The organism is Rhizobium sp. P32RR-XVIII (assembly GCF_012641395.1).
Lineage (GTDB): Bacteria > Pseudomonadota > Alphaproteobacteria > Rhizobiales > Rhizobiaceae > Rhizobium.
In genome coordinates this window covers 20,614-37,801 of sequence record NZ_JABAIH010000029.1, presented here as the reverse complement: position 1 = coordinate 37,801, position 17,188 = coordinate 20,614, and the positions used below count along the sequence as shown (strand labels likewise).

The 17,188-nt window shown below is 61.0% G+C and carries 14 protein-coding genes and 1 pseudogene; 1 reads left to right on the top strand and 14 read right to left on the bottom strand.

Annotation, left to right across the window (positions count from 1 at the left end):
* Nucleotides 1-763 precede the first annotated feature (763 nt).
* Together HGP14_RS32840 and HGP14_RS32835 are read right to left on the bottom strand one after the other, a co-directional pair.
* Nucleotides 764-1,145 (bottom strand): annotated as a pseudogene (locus tag HGP14_RS32840) (transposase); the annotation flags it as partial.
* Between the two features lie 261 nt (nt 1,146-1,406).
* Nucleotides 1,407-2,003: a hypothetical protein gene (locus HGP14_RS32835; protein ID WP_168833990.1), complete on the bottom strand. Its 597-nt coding sequence runs from the start codon at nt 2,001-2,003 to the stop codon at nt 1,407-1,409.
* A 980-nt stretch (nt 2,004-2,983) separates the two neighbouring features.
* Here HGP14_RS32835 and HGP14_RS32830 point away from each other — a divergent pair.
* Entirely contained in the window at nt 2,984-3,154 is a 171-nt protein-coding gene (locus HGP14_RS32830) for a hypothetical protein (protein ID WP_168833989.1), read from the top strand.
* A 186-nt stretch (nt 3,155-3,340) separates the two neighbouring features.
* On the opposite strand, the gene HGP14_RS32825 is transcribed toward HGP14_RS32830, so the two are convergent.
* From HGP14_RS32825 to HGP14_RS32770, 12 genes are all read right to left on the bottom strand, one after another.
* The gene (locus tag HGP14_RS32825) at nt 3,341-3,889 is read right to left on the bottom strand and encodes an RNA polymerase sigma factor (RefSeq protein WP_168833988.1); all 549 of its coding nucleotides are present in this window, start codon (nt 3,887-3,889) and stop codon (nt 3,341-3,343) included.
* 141 nt (nt 3,890-4,030) lie between these two features.
* A complete protein-coding gene (locus tag HGP14_RS32820; protein ID WP_168833987.1) occupies nt 4,031-4,780 on the bottom strand; it encodes a superoxide dismutase in 750 nt (249 codons plus the stop codon).
* Nucleotides 4,781-5,028: 248 nt separating this feature from the next.
* The gene (locus HGP14_RS32815) at nt 5,029-5,541 is read right to left on the bottom strand and encodes a DUF3455 domain-containing protein (protein WP_409527120.1); all 513 of its coding nucleotides are present in this window, start codon (nt 5,539-5,541) and stop codon (nt 5,029-5,031) included.
* A 218-nt stretch (nt 5,542-5,759) separates the two neighbouring features.
* Complete coding sequence (locus HGP14_RS32810; protein ID WP_168833985.1) at nt 5,760-7,637, bottom strand: type VI secretion system Vgr family protein; 1,878 nt, start codon at nt 7,635-7,637, stop codon at nt 5,760-5,762.
* 227 nt (nt 7,638-7,864) lie between these two features.
* Nucleotides 7,865-9,370 (bottom strand): serine/threonine-protein kinase, encoded by a 1,506-nt coding sequence (locus HGP14_RS32805; protein WP_168833984.1) that lies wholly within the window; start codon nt 9,368-9,370, stop codon nt 7,865-7,867.
* Nucleotides 9,363-10,235 carry a DUF3365 domain-containing protein gene (locus HGP14_RS32800; RefSeq protein ID WP_168833983.1) on the bottom strand — a complete coding sequence of 291 codons (873 nt, stop codon included), beginning with the start codon at nt 10,233-10,235 and terminating at the stop codon, nt 9,363-9,365. Before HGP14_RS32800 ends, HGP14_RS32805 begins: the two co-directional genes overlap by 8 nt.
* 4 nt (nt 10,236-10,239) lie before the next feature.
* Nucleotides 10,240-11,376, bottom strand: a complete 1,137-nt coding sequence (locus tag HGP14_RS32795; protein ID WP_168833982.1) for a caspase family protein — start codon at nt 11,374-11,376, stop codon at nt 10,240-10,242.
* A gap of 28 nt (nt 11,377-11,404) precedes the next feature.
* The gene (locus HGP14_RS32790; RefSeq protein WP_168833981.1) at nt 11,405-12,895 is read right to left on the bottom strand and encodes a class I SAM-dependent methyltransferase; all 1,491 of its coding nucleotides are present in this window, start codon (nt 12,893-12,895) and stop codon (nt 11,405-11,407) included.
* Entirely contained in the window at nt 12,892-14,043 is a 1,152-nt protein-coding gene (tssG, locus tag HGP14_RS32785) for a type VI secretion system baseplate subunit TssG (protein ID WP_168833980.1), read from the bottom strand. The genes HGP14_RS32790 and tssG overlap by 4 nt, the downstream gene beginning before the upstream one ends.
* Nucleotides 14,040-15,863 carry a type VI secretion system baseplate subunit TssF gene (tssF, locus tag HGP14_RS32780; RefSeq protein ID WP_168833979.1) on the bottom strand — a complete coding sequence of 608 codons (1,824 nt, stop codon included), beginning with the start codon at nt 15,861-15,863 and terminating at the stop codon, nt 14,040-14,042. The genes tssG and tssF overlap by 4 nt, the downstream gene beginning before the upstream one ends.
* Nucleotides 15,864-15,866: 3 nt before the next feature.
* A complete protein-coding gene (tssE, locus tag HGP14_RS32775; RefSeq protein ID WP_168833978.1) occupies nt 15,867-16,382 on the bottom strand; it encodes a type VI secretion system baseplate subunit TssE in 516 nt (171 codons plus the stop codon).
* Nucleotides 16,379-17,179 (bottom strand): type VI secretion system accessory protein TagJ, encoded by an 801-nt coding sequence (locus tag HGP14_RS32770; RefSeq protein WP_168833977.1) that lies wholly within the window; start codon nt 17,177-17,179, stop codon nt 16,379-16,381. The genes tssE and HGP14_RS32770 overlap by 4 nt, the downstream gene beginning before the upstream one ends.
* Nucleotides 17,180-17,188 lie beyond the last annotated feature (9 nt).

Here is a 17,188-nt window from a genome sequence, read left to right as displayed (position 1 = left end):
GCGGCAACATACTGCGATATTTTGACATCTGCTGTACCTACGGAAAGTTCGCAAACAATGCCTGGAGGTGCACTCAGCACCTGCCGCGACGATGTACTTCAAACGTAGATCCTGCACGGGTCGAAAAGAAGTTCTGTCGGGCAATGTCCGTGATCTACGCTAGACATTTCATAAGCTTGTCGTGTTTCCCTGAGATTACCGATTTGTGAGACGTGACTACATTCGTAACAAAGTGCGACGCACAAAAGGCAGTTCTAAAGTTGGCTTCTTTCATGGGGAATTTGGGTCAAGCTCTTTCTGATCTTCGGTGGTCTGATCGTTAAGGCGGGTCAAGCTTCTCTTCGCAGTCTATCTGCTCCCTTCGCGCTCGGAGCCGCTGCACACAGACATGGGATCAGGTCTGGAGAGCTTCGCTTGAGGACGCGCTCGTGGCGCGGCAGTCGTAATCGGCTTCATCCATCCCGTCGTCCGCGTGGCACGATCCGGGCAGATTGAATTCGAGGCTATAGTCTAGCGCGTTCACGTTTTCCGATTCTAGGTTTCAACTGTCCTGCCGACTCTTGCTTCTCTTCGGAATCGGCACAATGGCCCTTCCATTATGGGTCGGAAGAGTGAAGCGGAACTATCTGAGAAGCGTCCTTCTCTGCCCATAAGCGCTCAGGGAGCATGCTCCATTTCGAACTCACCTCATTCGTCCCGCCAGGGCAGCCTTCCGCCCTGGTGCGGAAGATGGTGGTTCTTGTTTATGGATGCTCTCGATCGGCTAGAGCGGTTCATGTTTTGATGAAGCGTATGCTGTATTGGTGAAGTGGTTTGCGCATTCGTCTGGGTTGATGGCTCAACGAGGTGTCCGAGATGACGCCATATGTCGTCGATGGTTCTTTTTTGCGCCTGCCACATCAGTGCTTGATCTTGGCGAAGGCCTGCTCGATCGGATCGAGGTCGGGCGAGTATTTCGGCCGGAACCATAGTCTGGCGCCGGCGGCGGTGATGGCAAGGCGAATAGCCTTGGCTTTGTGGGATCCGAGATTGTCGAGAATGACGATGTCGCGGGGCTTGAGGTTCGGGATCAGTTGTCGGCGGACATAGGCGCGGAAGCACTCGCCATTGATCGGGCCATCGAAGACGCAGGGTGCGGTGAGCCGGCCGGCGTCTGCCAGTCCGTCGAATAGCCATTGCGAGAGCTGACCCGCTTCGAGCCCAATCCGCTCCACGCGGGATCCTGTAGCACCCGCAGAAGATCCCCCCTGAATAGCCTCGTGAGAACCGACGCGGTGTGCGTCGCACTGCGAGTTTCACGATTTCCAATGGCTGCGCATCCAACGCGAATGGCGCTTAACAAGTACCTCGATCAAGACTCACGCTTCCCAGCTTGCCCCCGATGACATTCGGTGACAGGTCACCGCTTACAGGTGACCATTGAAAATGAGGTTTCTTGCGTTAAGCAATGCGACCATGCTTGCAGAATTCCGGAGTTCCATTTGCGCACTTTGAGTTGGCTGTGATGCCCCTGCGGGCATGGACCCCAAAGCATGGCCGGCAGCTGCCAACGCCGACCCCCAATTTCCCTGATCGAGGTTAATACGAACGACTTGTCCCGTCGTTTCCTGATATTTCGTCTTTTCCAGTATGATGCGCGACACGAATGGATTGAGCTCAAATGAAAAATGCCCCCTCATCGCATAGAAGATCATCCTCCGACGTGGATTTGCATCGGTAACGGCATGAACTTGTCGAAAACCTTGCATATTTCCACCTGCATTGATCGCACCGATTGCGGCCTCGACAAACATCTGGTCAAGATCAATCTTATAATGAGATTCTTCCCTCGTCTCCATATAAAGCGTTTCTGCGATTGTCCTCCTGTCATCATTTCCGCCGAATGGGTTGGGGCATCCCGCACACCACCACCCGCCGTCGCCCGGGTAAGGGTTTGTCGCCGACTTTAGCCCAAAAAGCGCGCTATTATCTTCTGTAATCGGTATGATGTAGTATTTTGGCATGTTTTTTCTCGCGAAGTAACCAGCAGAGTCCTCGTCCGACCACGGCTGAAGTGTATTTGGAAATAATTAGGCCGAGCGGTGGCATACAAAGAACTCGACTACATCCCCGCCTTATTGCAGCAATAGGCGCCCGTCAGAATTCCTCTGACGACACGCAGTTGCCAGCTTTGGTTTCAGTGTTCCATCTCCCAGATGTCGGCTGCGTTCACTCGGATATATGCCCGCCGCCGCCACCAGCCCCCTGCTGGCCATCGCTCCGGACGAGCATTCGGATCGACAGCCTGATGTCTCCTCCATGTTGGACCGTATCTGGCCGTTCATGATGAGGTGAAGGTGCGGATGCGTGCTTGTTCCGAGCCTCTTGAAATATAGCTGGTCACTCACCCTGTTGACCCAGCCGCGTCAGGCGCTGGAAACATCGTCGCTGATCAGGGCGGCGGCGTATACGGTTGCGCTTCCATAGATCCTCCGGTCGGTCGTCGATCACATCAGATGTTCAGACCCTAGGCACTTCACGTTGCGCGTCGATTATGGATTTGGAGAATTTGAATGCAATTGAAACATAACCGCCGAGGCGGCTGAACGTCTCTGTCGCACGAAGGCGATTTATCAGGCGACAAACTGAACCGTGGTCACGGCAACCTCATTTTGCCGGAAGCTGATGGCCATGCGATTGTAGCTGTTCATCAGGCTGATGGTCGACGAGTTGCTTCTCATCGAAAACCTCTCGAGCGTCCTTGTGGGGCGCTGTCCGGCACGCCGGTCTCGGCAACGCGCGTTACAAGAAAGGACTGGAGTTCGCGCGCTTGTCCCTCGCCCCAATCCCCGTGGATGAAGACGCCACCTCCGGGCACCAAACGAGTCTACGCCGCAAAGCGGCAGGCGCTGCTGGACTGTCTTCAGTCACCCGGCGCGGATCGTGTTGCGGCGCCCGGATTGGCCTGCTGCTTAAGTTGCCGAAGGGAACACCGGATGTGGTCGTGGCACGCGAAGCTTTGACGTACGGCATGTCTCCGTCGCCGCCTTCCGCTTGGTATGTGTCGCCCGAAGGCACCGAGTCCGGGCTTCTGCTTGGTGTCGCGACGGCGCCAGCGAAGAACCTTGGTCGATCCTATGACCGGCTCTTCGGAATGATCCAGCGGTTGAGCTGATGAGCTTCAAGGCTGAACCGTCTGCTAAGCGATGCTGAGCCGCCAGCCAGATGTCTTGGCGATCACCGCGCCGACGAGCCGAATGTACCCACAATCACAAGGTCGCCACCGCCGTCACGATCTAACCCCGGGCTAGACTAGGTGCGGGAGGGAGAGTTCTTTCTACGGAGCATGTGTTTGCCCAGCCTAGATATCGCGTCCTCCGGTCCCAACCCTCATTGCCGTATTCGAACATTCTTCGCTGGCAAGTCTGACCCGCGCGCTGGCAAGGCGGTTCATGACAGTTCCAATCGGGATACCAAGCAGCTCCGCAACCTCGCGGTAGGAGAATCCCTCGATATAGGCTAGGAAGACGACTGTGCGCTGCGCTTCGGGCAGGGCATCGACCTTGAGTAGGATCTGGTTGGCCAATGCGCGGGTCTCGATGTCATTCTCCCCGTCGAGCACAAGCGAGGAGCTCGCCGCGACGAAACCTTGGCCCATTTGAACCCGACGGGACCGAACCTCATTGAGCCAGATCGAATGCAGGATGGACAGGAGCCAGCAATCGAGCCTTGTTCCCGGCCGATACTGCTTGCCGCGTTCAAGTGCCCGAAGGCATGTCGCCTGGACGAGATCTTCAGCCACATCCCGTCTTCGCGACAGCACGAGGCCGTATCGCCATAACCGCCCGAGATAGGCGACCAGCTCATGTCTGAAGTCGTGCTCGTTCGTGATGATACTTTGCGCCTTCATCCAGCAAGGCCATTGTTGTCCAGGCGCGTATCGGGGGCGACGGAGCCACCAATACGCGCGATTGTTGATCGTGTGGAGGCTTGCGCGACGGCCAGGCCGTCGTCCCAGGGGTTCTGATCGACCCGAGGCTGGCAATGTCACTCAGATCGTCAAAGTCCCCTGCTTGGCGGCGGCATAGCGCTCCGCGACCTTTGGCCAGTTTACCACGTTCCACCATGCCTTCAGATAGTCGGGGCGGCGGTTCTGGTATCGGAGATAATAGGAATGCTCCCAGACATCGTTGCCGAACAGAACGCGCTTGCCGTTCATCAACGGCGTGTCCTGGTTGGAGCGCGCTTCGATCGCGAGCCTGCCTGCGGCGCTGACCGTTACGAAGACCCACCCGGATCCAAAGACGCGACCGCCGCCGGCATTGAAGTCCGTCTGGAACTTCTCCATCCCGCCAAGATCGCGCTCGATTGCCTGCAACACCTCGCCTTCGGGCTTTCCGCCGTTGCCGCTCATGACGGTCCAATACATCGAATGATTGACGTGACCGCCCAAATTGTTGCGAACTGTGGTGCGCACGTGCTCCGGCATATGGTTGAGATGGGCAAGCACGTACTCCATTGGATGCTCGGCGATCTGCGGCGCCGCCTTCGCAACCTCGTTTAGATTGTTGACATAAGAAGCATGGTGCCTGTCATGATGGAGTTCCATGGTCTGCGCGTCGATATGCGGCTCGAGCGCATTGACCGCGTAGGGGAGCGGCGGCAGCGCAAAGGGTGCGCCTGCACCGGCGGTATTTGAATTGTCATAGGACTGCCGCGCAACGGTCGTGCGCGGAGCGGCAGCAAAGGCGGTTGCGCCGGCAGCGGCGACTAGGAGATTGCGGCGGGAAATGGTGGTCATGTCATGCTCCGTTTTCTTGCATGGAGCCCGAAGTCCGGCGAGGACGAGGGCTCGGTGGCAGTGAGGCTTTGCGAGATCGCAACCAAGCAGGTTAGACTGCCCCTCAGTGAGTAAGACGCAATCAGCGACGTACGGCTCAGGGTGCAGAGCCAAGGGGTCGCAGAGTGAGGAAATCCTGACAGGTTGAGAAATAAAAACGGGTTCTCGCGAAAATAGAGTGCCCGCTCTTGAGGCGAAGCTTGGTTGGTTTAACCGTGCTTTTTGAGAAAGACGTAGTCCGCCGAGTAGGGCACGCTTGAGAGCGCTCCGTTTGGCCCACAATGCCCCCCGGCGACGCCGCCTTTCGTATTGATCCTTTGGATCACCGTGGCGCCCGCGAGCCTGCCGGTCACCGGCTGCGAAGTCGCCTCGAGCTTCAGCCATGGAACGTCCCTGGGTGTCGTGCCTGGAGCACTTGCGACCACTCGGCCAACAATCCTGCTGCCGTCGGCCAATTCCCAGCTCGGGCCGGCATAGTGCCGGCCGATCGTCTTGCCGTTCATGAGCAATGTCGCAATGGGCTCGCGAAACTGCCACGCGAGCTTTCCTTTCGGGTCGGCCTCGCAGTGGTAGATCTGGGCACCCTCGGCGTGGAGCATAGCAACGGGCGTGTCACCTGCTGCAGCAATCGCATCAGGCACTCGGGCACCCGCCAACGACAGCGCCGGGAGAGGAAAGAGAAATGCAGCCCCGAGGACCGCGAGCTTTTTTATAGTCAAAATGACCGCTCCCTTCATCGAAATAATTGACCGTTTCGTTATGAGAACCCGACGTTGCGCGTCGATTACGGACGTGGAGAACTCGAATGCAATTGAAACACGAGGACGGCGGCATGAATCCACGCTTACCAGGCCGGCCGCATCCGTCACGTCAACTGTCACGGCTGCAACACGCTATTGCCTCTCGTGAAAATGACGGACTTGTAGAGCCAGGATCGGCATCAAACGACCGGTGGTATAGGGGGGAGTGCAAAGAACGTCGGCGTCAGAAGCGTGACGTTTGCTGCCGCCTCAACCGTGAACGCAGCACCGACCGTGAAATTCACGGCCGCGCCGGCAGCGAATTCCATGGCCGCCTCGCTCGTGAACGTCAATGCCGGCGCCGTGATGGCGATCGAGGCCGGCGTCAACTTTATCGTGCTGGCCCCCACTCGAAGCGTAATCGACGTAGCCGCGGTGATCGTTATATCACCCGTCTCGCTCTCCAGACTATCGTTGCGGTGGGTGACCACTTTGCGGTCGTTACCGATTGTCGCGTCCTGATCGTGTTCGACCTCGATCTTGTGGTCCTTCTGGGCGTGCAGCAGCACGAGTTCCTGCCCTTTCTTGTCGTCAATCGAGAATTCGGAATAGTCCTGCGTCCCGCCGCGTAAGGTCGAACGGCTTCGAATCCCGCTTTTGGTCTGTTCGGAGGGAACTGGGAATACCGGCTGCATGACTTCGTTGTAGACCCCGCCCGCCACGACCGGATTGTCCGGATCGCCGCTCATGAAAGCGACCGCGACCTCGGTACCGACGCGCGGCAGGTGCTGCCAGCCCCAGCTGTTGCCTGCCCAGGGCTGGATCACCCTGACCCAGATCGCCATGCCAGCCACCGTCTCCTTGCGGTGGTCGAACATCAGGCGGACTTTGATTCGCCCGAGCGCGTCGGCATGGATCTCTTCGCCACTGTCGCCCAGAACGATCGCGGGGAAGATGCCGGCCATGAGCGGGCGGGTGTTGCGGGCGTCGTCGCGCCACGGAGTCCTCTGTAGAAAACAAGTGAAGCTGTTTTCGTAGTGCCCCTTGCCGGCGCCGGCGATCCAAGTATCGTCAGTGGCGTCGTGGCTGACCGATCGCACGGCGTATTCAACTCCCTCCGCGCCGGTGAAAGGGTTCCGCGCCAGGGTGAAACGGCGCCCCGGCTCAAATTCATGGTCGTAGCCATGACCATGGCACAGCGCAGAGACCACCTCGGCATGCTGGATGCGGAACTTCGCCCGGTCGGCTGCTATCTGTTTGTCCATGGTAAGCGCCGGCCAGTTGTAAACATCTCGCTGAGAAGGGCCGGCGGTCGGCAAGGTCGTGTCCTCCTTTCCTTCCACGGGCGTGGTCGGTTTGGTCGGATCGTAGTCCTGCAACCAGACCTCGCCATGGGCAGTCGCATTCGTCTCGTCCCACCGGTCGAACACGTCTACATTGTTGCCTTCGTGGATCACCCAATGAGGCGGTGCCGAAACGGGTTTGAACGCCTCATTGCCGTCGGTGATCACCAGCGTGTGTGCCGTCTTGGTGTGCTCGAAGAAATAAAACCAGCCGCTCTCCTGCATTAACCGCTGGACGAAGGCCAAGTCGGTCTCGTTGTATTGCGTCGTGTATTCGCGGACGGGGCTGTTGCGGTAGATCCGGAAATCGACTGGCCGGACGCCGTGTTCGTTGAATATTTTCTGAAGGATTTCCTGCGCGTTCATGTTTTGGAAAATGCGGCTGTCTTCGGCCTGGCCGAGGAACCAGAGCCGCGGCACGACCCGGAGCCGATACATCCATCGATCCCGCCGCGCCTGCCCAATGGCATCCATCCTTCGGACAACGCCGTTGATATAACGGTCCTCGCGAGGGGGCCTGCGGATCGTCAGCCCAACCGATTGATACAGCAACTCCTGCGGGTCGATGCTCCCCTCGCTGGAGACGACTGTCACCACCGCCTTGAAGGGGCTGCTGATCTCCTCGACTGCGTGGAGCTCGATAGCGTGCAACGTCCCGACCTGGACCGGCAATGTGTCGTCGCCGAGAGGGGACGTCAGCAGCAGCATCGGTTCGTTCTGCTCACCAGATGACATTCAATGGTCCTCGCGATCGCATACCCGAGGAAGCTGCGCGACCGTCTCGTCAAGCCCGCTTCCTCCATCATGCCCGGGAAGTAGCGGCGCCCCACTACGGGAGGATTTCAAGCCGTTGGAGAACTGTTACAAAAGCAACAGACGCGTCAAAACCCTGGTGTGTCCAGTCGAGCGAGGAGCCTACGTTTCCCGGTCATACCTGCAACTTTGGCCTCCGCCTGACCAACTTACGTCTTGTCCCCGGCCAGATCTCGTACCGACACAAGGAGCGACCCGAGATGACGTCGATCCGCAAGCAGGTTCTGAAACCACTGGCGTTCGTCTACGTTGTCGATCAATTCCACGCAAAGCGCTTGTAGCTCATCCAGCGTCGTGGCATGCGCCAATGCGCGCCTCACCAGGTGGCGTGCCATTGGGCCCATCGTCTGCGTCAGGGCATGCGTGACGCTTTCGATCGCCTCCACCGCGGGAGGCGGCTGACCCTGGATCAGCCCCAGGGTTGAAGCACCCGATCCCTGCCCTGCCGCCTTCGCGGCGCTCATGCTTTGATCCTGGCGTGCCGTGATGATCTTGATCGCGTCGTCGATGAACTGGTCCCGCAGACCCTCCTGCGGAACCAACTGGGCCAGCAGGCGGCAGAGCTCGTCGGGAGAATTGGCATCCTGCATGGCGCGGCGCAAATGGAGCCGCGCCATCGGACCGACGTGACGAGCCAGACTGCGCTCGATCGTGGCAAGCGAGGATTCGTCAAGGCCTTCGAAATCGCCGAGCGACCGCAGAGGTGTGTCGATCGGACGCGACATTTGCCCCCTGGAGGACAACAATACGATCGTCTCGTGATCTTCCCTTATCTCTCTCGTCCGACGGGTAATCAGATGGGCATCGGTCTTGATCTCGAACAGGGCGCGAAACGCCGCTGCCATCTCTTCGGCGCTCGCAAAGCGGTCGTCGGGCCGCTTCGCCAGCGCCCTGTCCACAACGCGGGCGATTTCTGGCGGCACGTCCGGCCGCTTCTCCTGCAACGGCGGATGTGGGACGTTGACGAGCTTATAGATTACGTCCGCATGGTTGAGGCTGCTGAACGCGCGCTCGCCAGCCAATAGCTCGTAGATGACGCATCCCAGGGAAAAGAGGTCGCAACGCTGATCGATAGGCCCGCCGAAACATTGTTCGGGCGACATGTAGCTTGGCGTCCCAACCATCATGGCGCCCTGAGTAAACCCTGCGCTTGTAAGCCGCGAAATGCCGAAATCGGTGACTTTCAGGCTGGCGTTGGCCGTCAGCAGGATGTTCGCCGGCTTGATGTCTCGATGGATGATGCCGAAGCCGTGCGCATAGCCGAGGGCATCAAGCACCTGCAGGGCAATATGAATCACCTCCGAAACGCTCGCCTGCGTGCAGCGCTTGAACGCCTGGCTCAGACTGAACCCCTCGACATATTCCAGGACGAGGAACGGATTGCCTTTATGCAAGGCGAAATCATAGATTGCGACAATGTTCGCATGCAAACAGCGACCGGCGATCCTGGCTTCGTTGTTGAACCGCCGCAGATATTCATCCCGATCCTCGCTCTCGAGAAGATCGGCCCGCACCAACTTGATCGCAACGGGCCGCTCGATCTGCGGATCGTAAGCCTTGTAGACAACACCCATCGCCCCGCGGCCGAGCACGGCGTCAATGCGGAATCGCCCTACGAACGCAGGCAGGGGTTGGGAGGCAGGCTCATCACTCATTCAACATTCCCATGGCTGCGACCAGGCTACGCCGCATGCGATTGAAGGAAACCGCCAGTGACCCGATCTCGTCCCGGGACGAAAGCTCAAACTCGGGAACCTCCATATTGCCCAAGCTGACTTCATCCGCGAGTTTGGAGATCCGGCGCACCGGTACGATGATGAAAAGGTGCAACAGCAGGTTGAGCAAGAAAAGCATCAGCACGAAAATGATCGTCAGCCCTCCCATAAGGAGGTAGAGGTTCGACCGCGCACGCGTCAAGGGGACGCGCTCCGGAACCGAGACAATCTGTGCCCCCACGGTGTCGCCCGCCTTCCAGCCGAATCCGTTTTCCCGGCCGTAGATATCGACCATGGAAGCAGGCGCGGCAGCGGGCGTCGAGTGACAGGCGAGACAGGTGTCGCTGTTGATCCGAACCGGCCGCGCATAGGACAGGACCTTACCGGTACTCGTCCTTCGTTCCACCACCAGGTGGTCCAGGTTCGGCTGTTCGCCCAGCTTCTTGATGATATCGGCCTCCCATGGCACGGGCCGGTCGGCCGGGTTGGTGGGGTTGGTTGTCGGCTGGCGAAAGGCATAGTCCGGGAAAGCAGTTGCCATCAGCTGAAAGGTCTGTTGCGCGGCGTAGAACGGAATGCTCTGCGGCAAGAACTGAGCCTTCATCTGTCTGTTCAGCAATGGCGATACCTGCTGATCGGTATAATGAATGGTGGCATCGGCCGCACCCATGACCGCCGCGGCCTCTGCCAATACCGCCCGCTTTGCACCGCGCTCGCTGACGGTGTTGAGGAACAGCTCGGCCAGACCCAAGCCGACGAGTAAGGCGACCAACATCACCAGATTGAATTTCACCCGAAAAGTCATCTGTTCATCGCCCGATGTTCAGGAGTTTTGCGATCTGGATCCGCGTCAGCACACCGCTCGGCGCATCGCCGATCCTCCTTTGAAAAGCGCGAATCGCATGCTTGGTTCGCGCGTCCAGCCGCCCGTTGATGGGTCCTCCGTAAAAGCCACCGCGAGCAAGGGCGGCCTGGATACGGCTGGCCTTCTGGTCCGGCCGGGATGCGCGTTGAGCTGTAGTGACGAGAGGCACCACCGCCGCCGCCGGGTTGGAACCGGCATCCGTGGTCGTGCTGCCTCTGGTTGCGATCGCGAGCCGATCTGGCCCGGTCTTCGCTGGATCGACGTTCTTAAGCGGAACGATCTGGGCGGCGATCGTCGGAGTGGACTTCACCTCCTTTGCGGACGGAGCCGCGAACGGCACGGACGCCGATCCGTCGCCCGCATCCAGCGCCGGCTGTATCGGCCCGGAAAGCGGCGCGAAGACACCCAACCCGTTCTCTTGTGCGGAGCCATATCGCGCCTGAAATGCCGCCGATAGCCTGGCCCAGTCCTGGCCTGAACTGGACAGCAGATCAGGAAGGCTGCGGCCCAGCGTCCCGACGCCGTCGTTGTTGCTAGCAACGATTGCGAGACGTACCCCCGAGGGTAACCCGGTCTGGATCAGATCGATCGCATCGGCGGCACTCTTGTCCGGCTGCAAGCCAAGGTCGGCGAAGAGCACGCCGTTGCTGCCGGCAAGCGTATTCAACAAGGCCTTGAGGATGACGCCTTGCGTCTCGAGGCGCGTAGGCTGGTCCGGATCCGAATCAACCGGAAGCATGAACAAGCGCTGGTTTGCGACAGCCGCATAGCTACAGACATAGATGATCGTTGCTCTCGACGGCGCGCCCGACACCTGTGCCACAAAATCGCCGATCGCTTTTCGCATGTCCACCGACGAGGCATCGAGCACCTGTTCCACCTCGAACCCCTGGTGTCGCAGCCATCCGCCCACATCACGGGCCGATTGGTCGCAGGCGGCGAGCGGGTGTCCGCTTGCATAGGTGCCGTTGCCGATGACAAGCGCCGCCTTGTCGGCCGCGGCCGAGGCGGGCTGCGGGGGAAAAGATAGGACCAGGGCGCATGCCGCGGCCAAGAAAGCCGGGAATCGCAAATTCTGCATGATCACTTTCTCCATTTTCGCCCGCACCTCAGATGATTCCTGCATGTTTCCAGACGGGCGACTGGCGAAGGCGCGTCTCCTCCGCCATCTTTAGGAACTTTTCGCGCCCCTCCCCCTCTGCTTTAAGTCCGATGGTTTCGGCCCAACGGTCCACCGACGAATCGGCGCCTAGCCTGTGCATCATCGAGGCCGTGACGTAGTGGTCGCCGCTGCAGCGCAGTCCGCTGCCGAGCCGCAAGCTCGCCAGGGCGCCATGCGGAGGATCTCCGCGCAGCACTCGCATTGCGATGTGATCGTTGAGCCGGGTCGCCGCCTCACCGGTGTCGGCGTCCTGCCGCGCAACTACGATCGCTTGCGACGTGCCGACCAGCATGCCGACAAGCTCGGCCGGGTTGTCACGCTTTCCGCCGAGACCGGGGAGCGACATCAGATCGCCGATCCGCCGCGGTCCCTGCCCCAACGCGGCCACGACAGGCTCGTAGAAGCCCCGCTCAAGGGCGCCGTGTCCGGCCGGGAGATTGAGCTCGTAGACGAACTCCCCGGGCGGCCGCGTCAAAGTCAGATACAGATCGGCGAGCGCTGCGTTCCGGGCGGCATCACCAATTCGTCGCGGCCCGCGCACATAGATGTCATGGCGCAGGCCGCGGGGCAGGCAGAAATCCTTCGCCAATTCGCGCAGAATGGGATCGTCGATCCCGTCCCAGACGGCACGTTGTTCGCCCGTCAGCATCAACTGGGGAAAATTCTCGAGGATCTCTCCCGACGCGACGTATTCGAGCTTGGCTTCGGCAAGTGCCGCAGCGACGTCAGCCTGGAAGCACGGCCGCCAGTCATCGTTCATATATTCGTGGGCCACATACTCTCTTGGCATGTCCGGCAGGTCCCTTTTCAATATCTGAACCAGATCGCTCTGGCGAAGATGGAAAGCGTCTGCTCCGCTGAGCGCCTGCACCAGCTTAAGGGCCGCCTCTGCCTTGCGATCACTGCGACCGCTAATCCGCCGCGCTGCAGTGTGGATCAGGCGCTGCAGGCCGATCGCCCCCTGCCAGCCCGGCAATGAGTTGTAGCTCAGATGCAGGGCGCCGCCCGGACGCAGGCGGCTGCCGAGGATGCGCACGATGCCGGCGCGGACATCGTCAGACACCCAGCTCCACACTCCATGGGCGCTGGCGACATCCACCTCCGGTAGGTTGCGTGGGTCGAGGGTGGCGAAATCGGCTTCAATGAACTCAATATTGTCGATCCCGGCTTCCGCCGCCAATTCACGCGCCTCTTCGATATGTGCTGGCATGAAATCTATAGCGACGACCCGCCATTCTGGATTGCTGGCGGCCAGGCACAGCGCTCCTCGCCCGCGGCCGCAGCCCAGCTCCAGATAGGTCAGTTGCTCAGACCGGCGGGCAAAGCCGGGGGCCACGTTTCCCAACAGGCACGACAGAGCAATATGGGAGGGCGCCTGCTGGTCGTAGTACCCCGTGGTGTAGATGATGTCCGTGACATAGCCGTTATTCCAGGTCATGATTCTTCTCCCAACCGTTCTATGAGCCCTGCCTCGAACAATGCCTCTGATGCATTGTGCTGACGGAGCCCGGTTGTCGGCAGCCAGCTGTTCCAACCGAGACGGGGCGGTGCTGCGGTCTTGATTTCAAGGGCGGGGACCGAGGCGGCGGCCAAAATCGGATTGACCGCAAAATCGGTTTCAAACCCCAAATAGGCACGGACCAGCGACGTGACGCGCCGCAAAAGGTCGCGGTCCGGCAGCATCGACTGGAAACCGGGCAGATCCAGCGGGCCAACGTGCAGGATAATGCGGGCCTGCACGTCCCAGGCACGGTTGCCGATCGCGGCGTCCACCCCGAGACGGCAAAATTGGCCCAGACCATCCCCGGAGGGGAGGAGCGAGACCTCGTCCCGATCGAGGGGAAGCCAGGCACCTGCGAATTGTTCGATCTCGACGGTCCGGCCGAGCCAGTCGGAAACAATCGCCGCGAGCGGGTCAGCCGATCGCGGCCATGCCGAAAACAGGCCAGCATAAAACATCAGCGGTTCCGCGCCGACCGCCAGCCGGGATGCCAGATGCGGCGTTCCGTAGCCGGTGAGCGCAAGCAGGATGTCGCGCAACCCGGGTGTGGCAGCCGAGGACCGATCCGCCAAAGCGGCGGCAGTTGCTGCCCGGTGCGGCTGATATTTGATGCCCGCCTGTACAAATTGTGCGATGGGTCGCTGGGCGAGGACATTGAGGAATTCAGCTAGGGCGGGGGCGCGTTGCCGCTCCTGGCTGTCAACCGTGTCGGTATATGGGCGCGGCAGGACGCCGGATGGCCCCGTCAACCCGATCAGGCCCATCGTCGCCCGGAAGCGGCCCTCCACCTTATGGACCGCCATCACATCGGAGGCGACGAAGCCGAGGCCGGCCGCCGCGTGGAAGCGCACGGCCTCGCCGGGGTCGGCCTGGCCCGTGGCCCGCATGAGGATCGCAACGGCGGCATCGAAACCGAAACGGGCCGGGTCTTCGACGAGGGTCTGCAGCAGGGACCGGCGGCGCGACGGCGCGCGCGCAACGGCATCGGCTCCGTCCTGCGCCGTGACCTCCACAGTCGCCTCGACAGCAGGAGCGGATGGCTCCAGACCGCTTGTCTGGCCTGGTATGGCGGATGTGGCCATCATGCCAGCACACGGGCCCCGGCCCGCGGCGGGAATTTTGCGACGAAGCCCGCTCGGCCCTGGAACACCGCAGACGTACGCACGAAGGAATTGACCGTTGCATGCAGAGCCAGGAACCGCTCCAGGACGGTCGCCAGGAGGAATAAGCCGGACGTTTCCCAGATCCGCGCGTCGAATTCGAGCGTGACGTCGATACCTCGGCAGAAGCCACCGGGTCGGGGTCCCGGTACGCGTGCGGTTCCCGGCGTCGAACGCACACCAGTCAGGCCAGTGAGCAGGGTGCGGGTCTCGGCCGTATCGCGCAAGTCGTAAAGCTTCAGCACCTCGCGCAGGCTTTCGGCTGCGGCCGGCCCGCCGACAATCGAAAGATGGCCAAGCGACAAATGCGAAATCAGCCGCCAGCTTCGATGCTCGCGCAACGGCGCCCGCAGCGAGGGAGTCGGCGCCGTTAAGCAGGTCACGCCTCGCACAGCGCTTACTCCTTCCGTAAGGTGCAACTGCGGCTGTCCACCGCCGAAAGGCAGTTCACTGGGAAGATCCCGGTTCGTGCACAACGCATCGACCGACAACACCGTGTCCGCAGGGCGGTCGATCGAGAGGTCCGGATCGAACGGCGCAAGCAAGACATCAGTGCCGGTCATCGCCCCGGAGCTCGGACGACGGATGGTGTTGAAAAAGCCGCTCGGCTCCTGCTCCGCCGGCACCTCGGCCGGATGTCGATAGAAGGGGCGCCAGGGACGCGACGTACCGTCGCCACGCAGTTCGCGCACAAGCTCGATGCTCCAGATTTCGAAAGCTCTGGGACGACGGTTATCCGGCGCAACATGGTATTCGGACTCGCGATAGCTGAGCAGTATCGGCTCGCATTGCTGCGCAAACAGGTTGACCATGGGGGTACAGCCGAGGGCCAGGCAGTCCGACTGCAGCCTGCGTTCCAAATGAGGCACCGACTGATCGAAATACACGAAGATCTCGAGCCGGTTCCGCTCATGGATTAGGGTCCGCGCATCAAGGCCGCAGAGGTCGACAAATAGGAATTTCTCAGGCAAAGCGAAATATTCGGTCAACAGGCGGAAGCCTGAGAAAGATCGCGCCGGCCAGGGGTATAGAGCTTCCTCCGGCGCGAAACCGACAGGCCGGATGGCGCTCGCGGGCAGCATGGTCGGGCTGGCATCATTGGGGTTCTCCGCCAAGGCGATGCCGACGACATGACCGCACAGCAGCTCGTAAAGCGGCATGCTCTGCTCGAACGCGCCGCGCAGGAAGCAGCGGAGTTGGTCCAGCCCCAGCTCGGCAAATGTCGCTTCGGGATCGCTGGTCCGCAGTACGATGCGCAGGCTGCTTCGCGCTTTCTGCACATCAGGATGGGCGGGCGCAGTCAGCGGCAAACCGGTCAGCCTCACGCTTTCGATCTCCACCGGCCACAACGTCGTGTCGTAGCTGGTTCGAAAGCGGCAGGGCATGCTCTGGATCGCATCCGTGTTCAACGTCGTCCCCGCCGGCACGACGGCGGGCACGCGCAGGTCCGGCTGGCAGCCGAACTGGATTATGGCCGCGGACGGAACGGGTGCGAGATAATGCGGAAACAATGTTCCCAGCAGCGCATCGGTGATCTCGGGGAATTCGTCGTCAAGTCTCTGCTGCGCCCGGGCAGCGAGGAATGCCACGCCTTCGAGCAGCCGCTCCACATGTGGGTCGTCGACTGCGTCTGGGGTCAGCCGTAAACGTCCTGCAACCTTCTGATGCGTTTCGGCAAAATCCCCTGCCAGCTTGCGCAGTGCAGCAAGCTCGCGATTGTAATATGGGAGAAAAGTATCCGACATCGGCTAAGCCTCTTGTAGCGGGCGCAGGGTCACATCCGCGGTGGTCGCATCGACTATGGTGTCGAAGATGATTGGCTCTGGCGCAGGATGGGCGCGCAGGAGCGCGTCAATCCGAAGGCGCAGCGTGGTGCGCAGCAAGTCACCGTCGTCAATCAGCTGCACCTGGACCTGGCTGAGCCGAGGTTCAAAGTGCAGGATGGCCTCCTCGATTTCGCTGCGGAGCGCTTCGCGCTGGCGGCGGTCGTTGAACGCGCCGGCGGTGAAATCCGGGATGCCGTAGCCAAGCGGTGACAGGCGAAGCTCGGAGAGGCCGTCGGGCACGGACCGCCACGGCCGACGGGCATTGAGCAAGCCTTCGAGATCGCGGTGAACCGAGCGCCGCAGCCGCTCCAGTGTTTCGGTCGCGGACACGGGCACGTCTCCACCCCGTGCAGGCTCCTCATCGATCAGACGGTCCAGAAGCGGCGCCTGCGCGGGGCGCCTGACCTTCTGGCGCGAAGTTACGGGCGTCTGGTTCATGCGAACTCCAGCAAGGTAAGCTGCTGCATCGGCAATCCCTCGTCTCCGGCCAGGTAGATGCGTTGACCGATGCCGCACACTGGCTCGCTTTTGGTCCATTCGGTAGCGCGCCCGAGGCGCAGGCTATCACTCTGGGCGGCGCCCCCCTCGCGGTGCATCGCCTGATAGAGCGCGGGCAAATAGACATCCCCATCCGGCCCATCGCGGACCATCATGGTGCAGCGACGCCAGAACAGGTCCCGCGGCCGCTTCGGCGGGTGGAACTCGATACTTTCCACACGTTCGGTCGGGATCCAAAAATACTTGCCGGTGGCGCTGAGGATTTCAAAATTCCCGGTCGACAGATCGTCGGCATCCCGGAAATCGGCGAACTCGGTCCCGTCCCGCCGGCCAGCTACGACCGGCCGCTCCTCTTCGGCCGCCCGCACCGCTTCGGCGGCACTGTCGGCGTCACCATTGCGGAGCATCACCACTGCCTTCAACAGATGCGTCTGGGTCGCAGTCGGCTGACCCAGGAACTCCGGCATGCGACCTTCGCTCGTGACCTGGCGGCGAGCCATCTCCCCACGCAGCAGCTGGCGGAACTCGCTGATCACCAACGACGCCGACGGGTCGATCGTCGCCCCCGCGTCCAACACCGAGTCGGCACGCTCATAATTTCCGACGAATAACAGCAGCTCGGCCAGCAGCACACGAGCGCCGCTGTCTGCCGGTGCATCCCGGACAGCGGCGTTGGCGGCGTCAATGGCCGCGGCGAGATCGCCCTGGCGAAATAGGTCTCCGGCTTTGGTCAGCATCGAATTCTC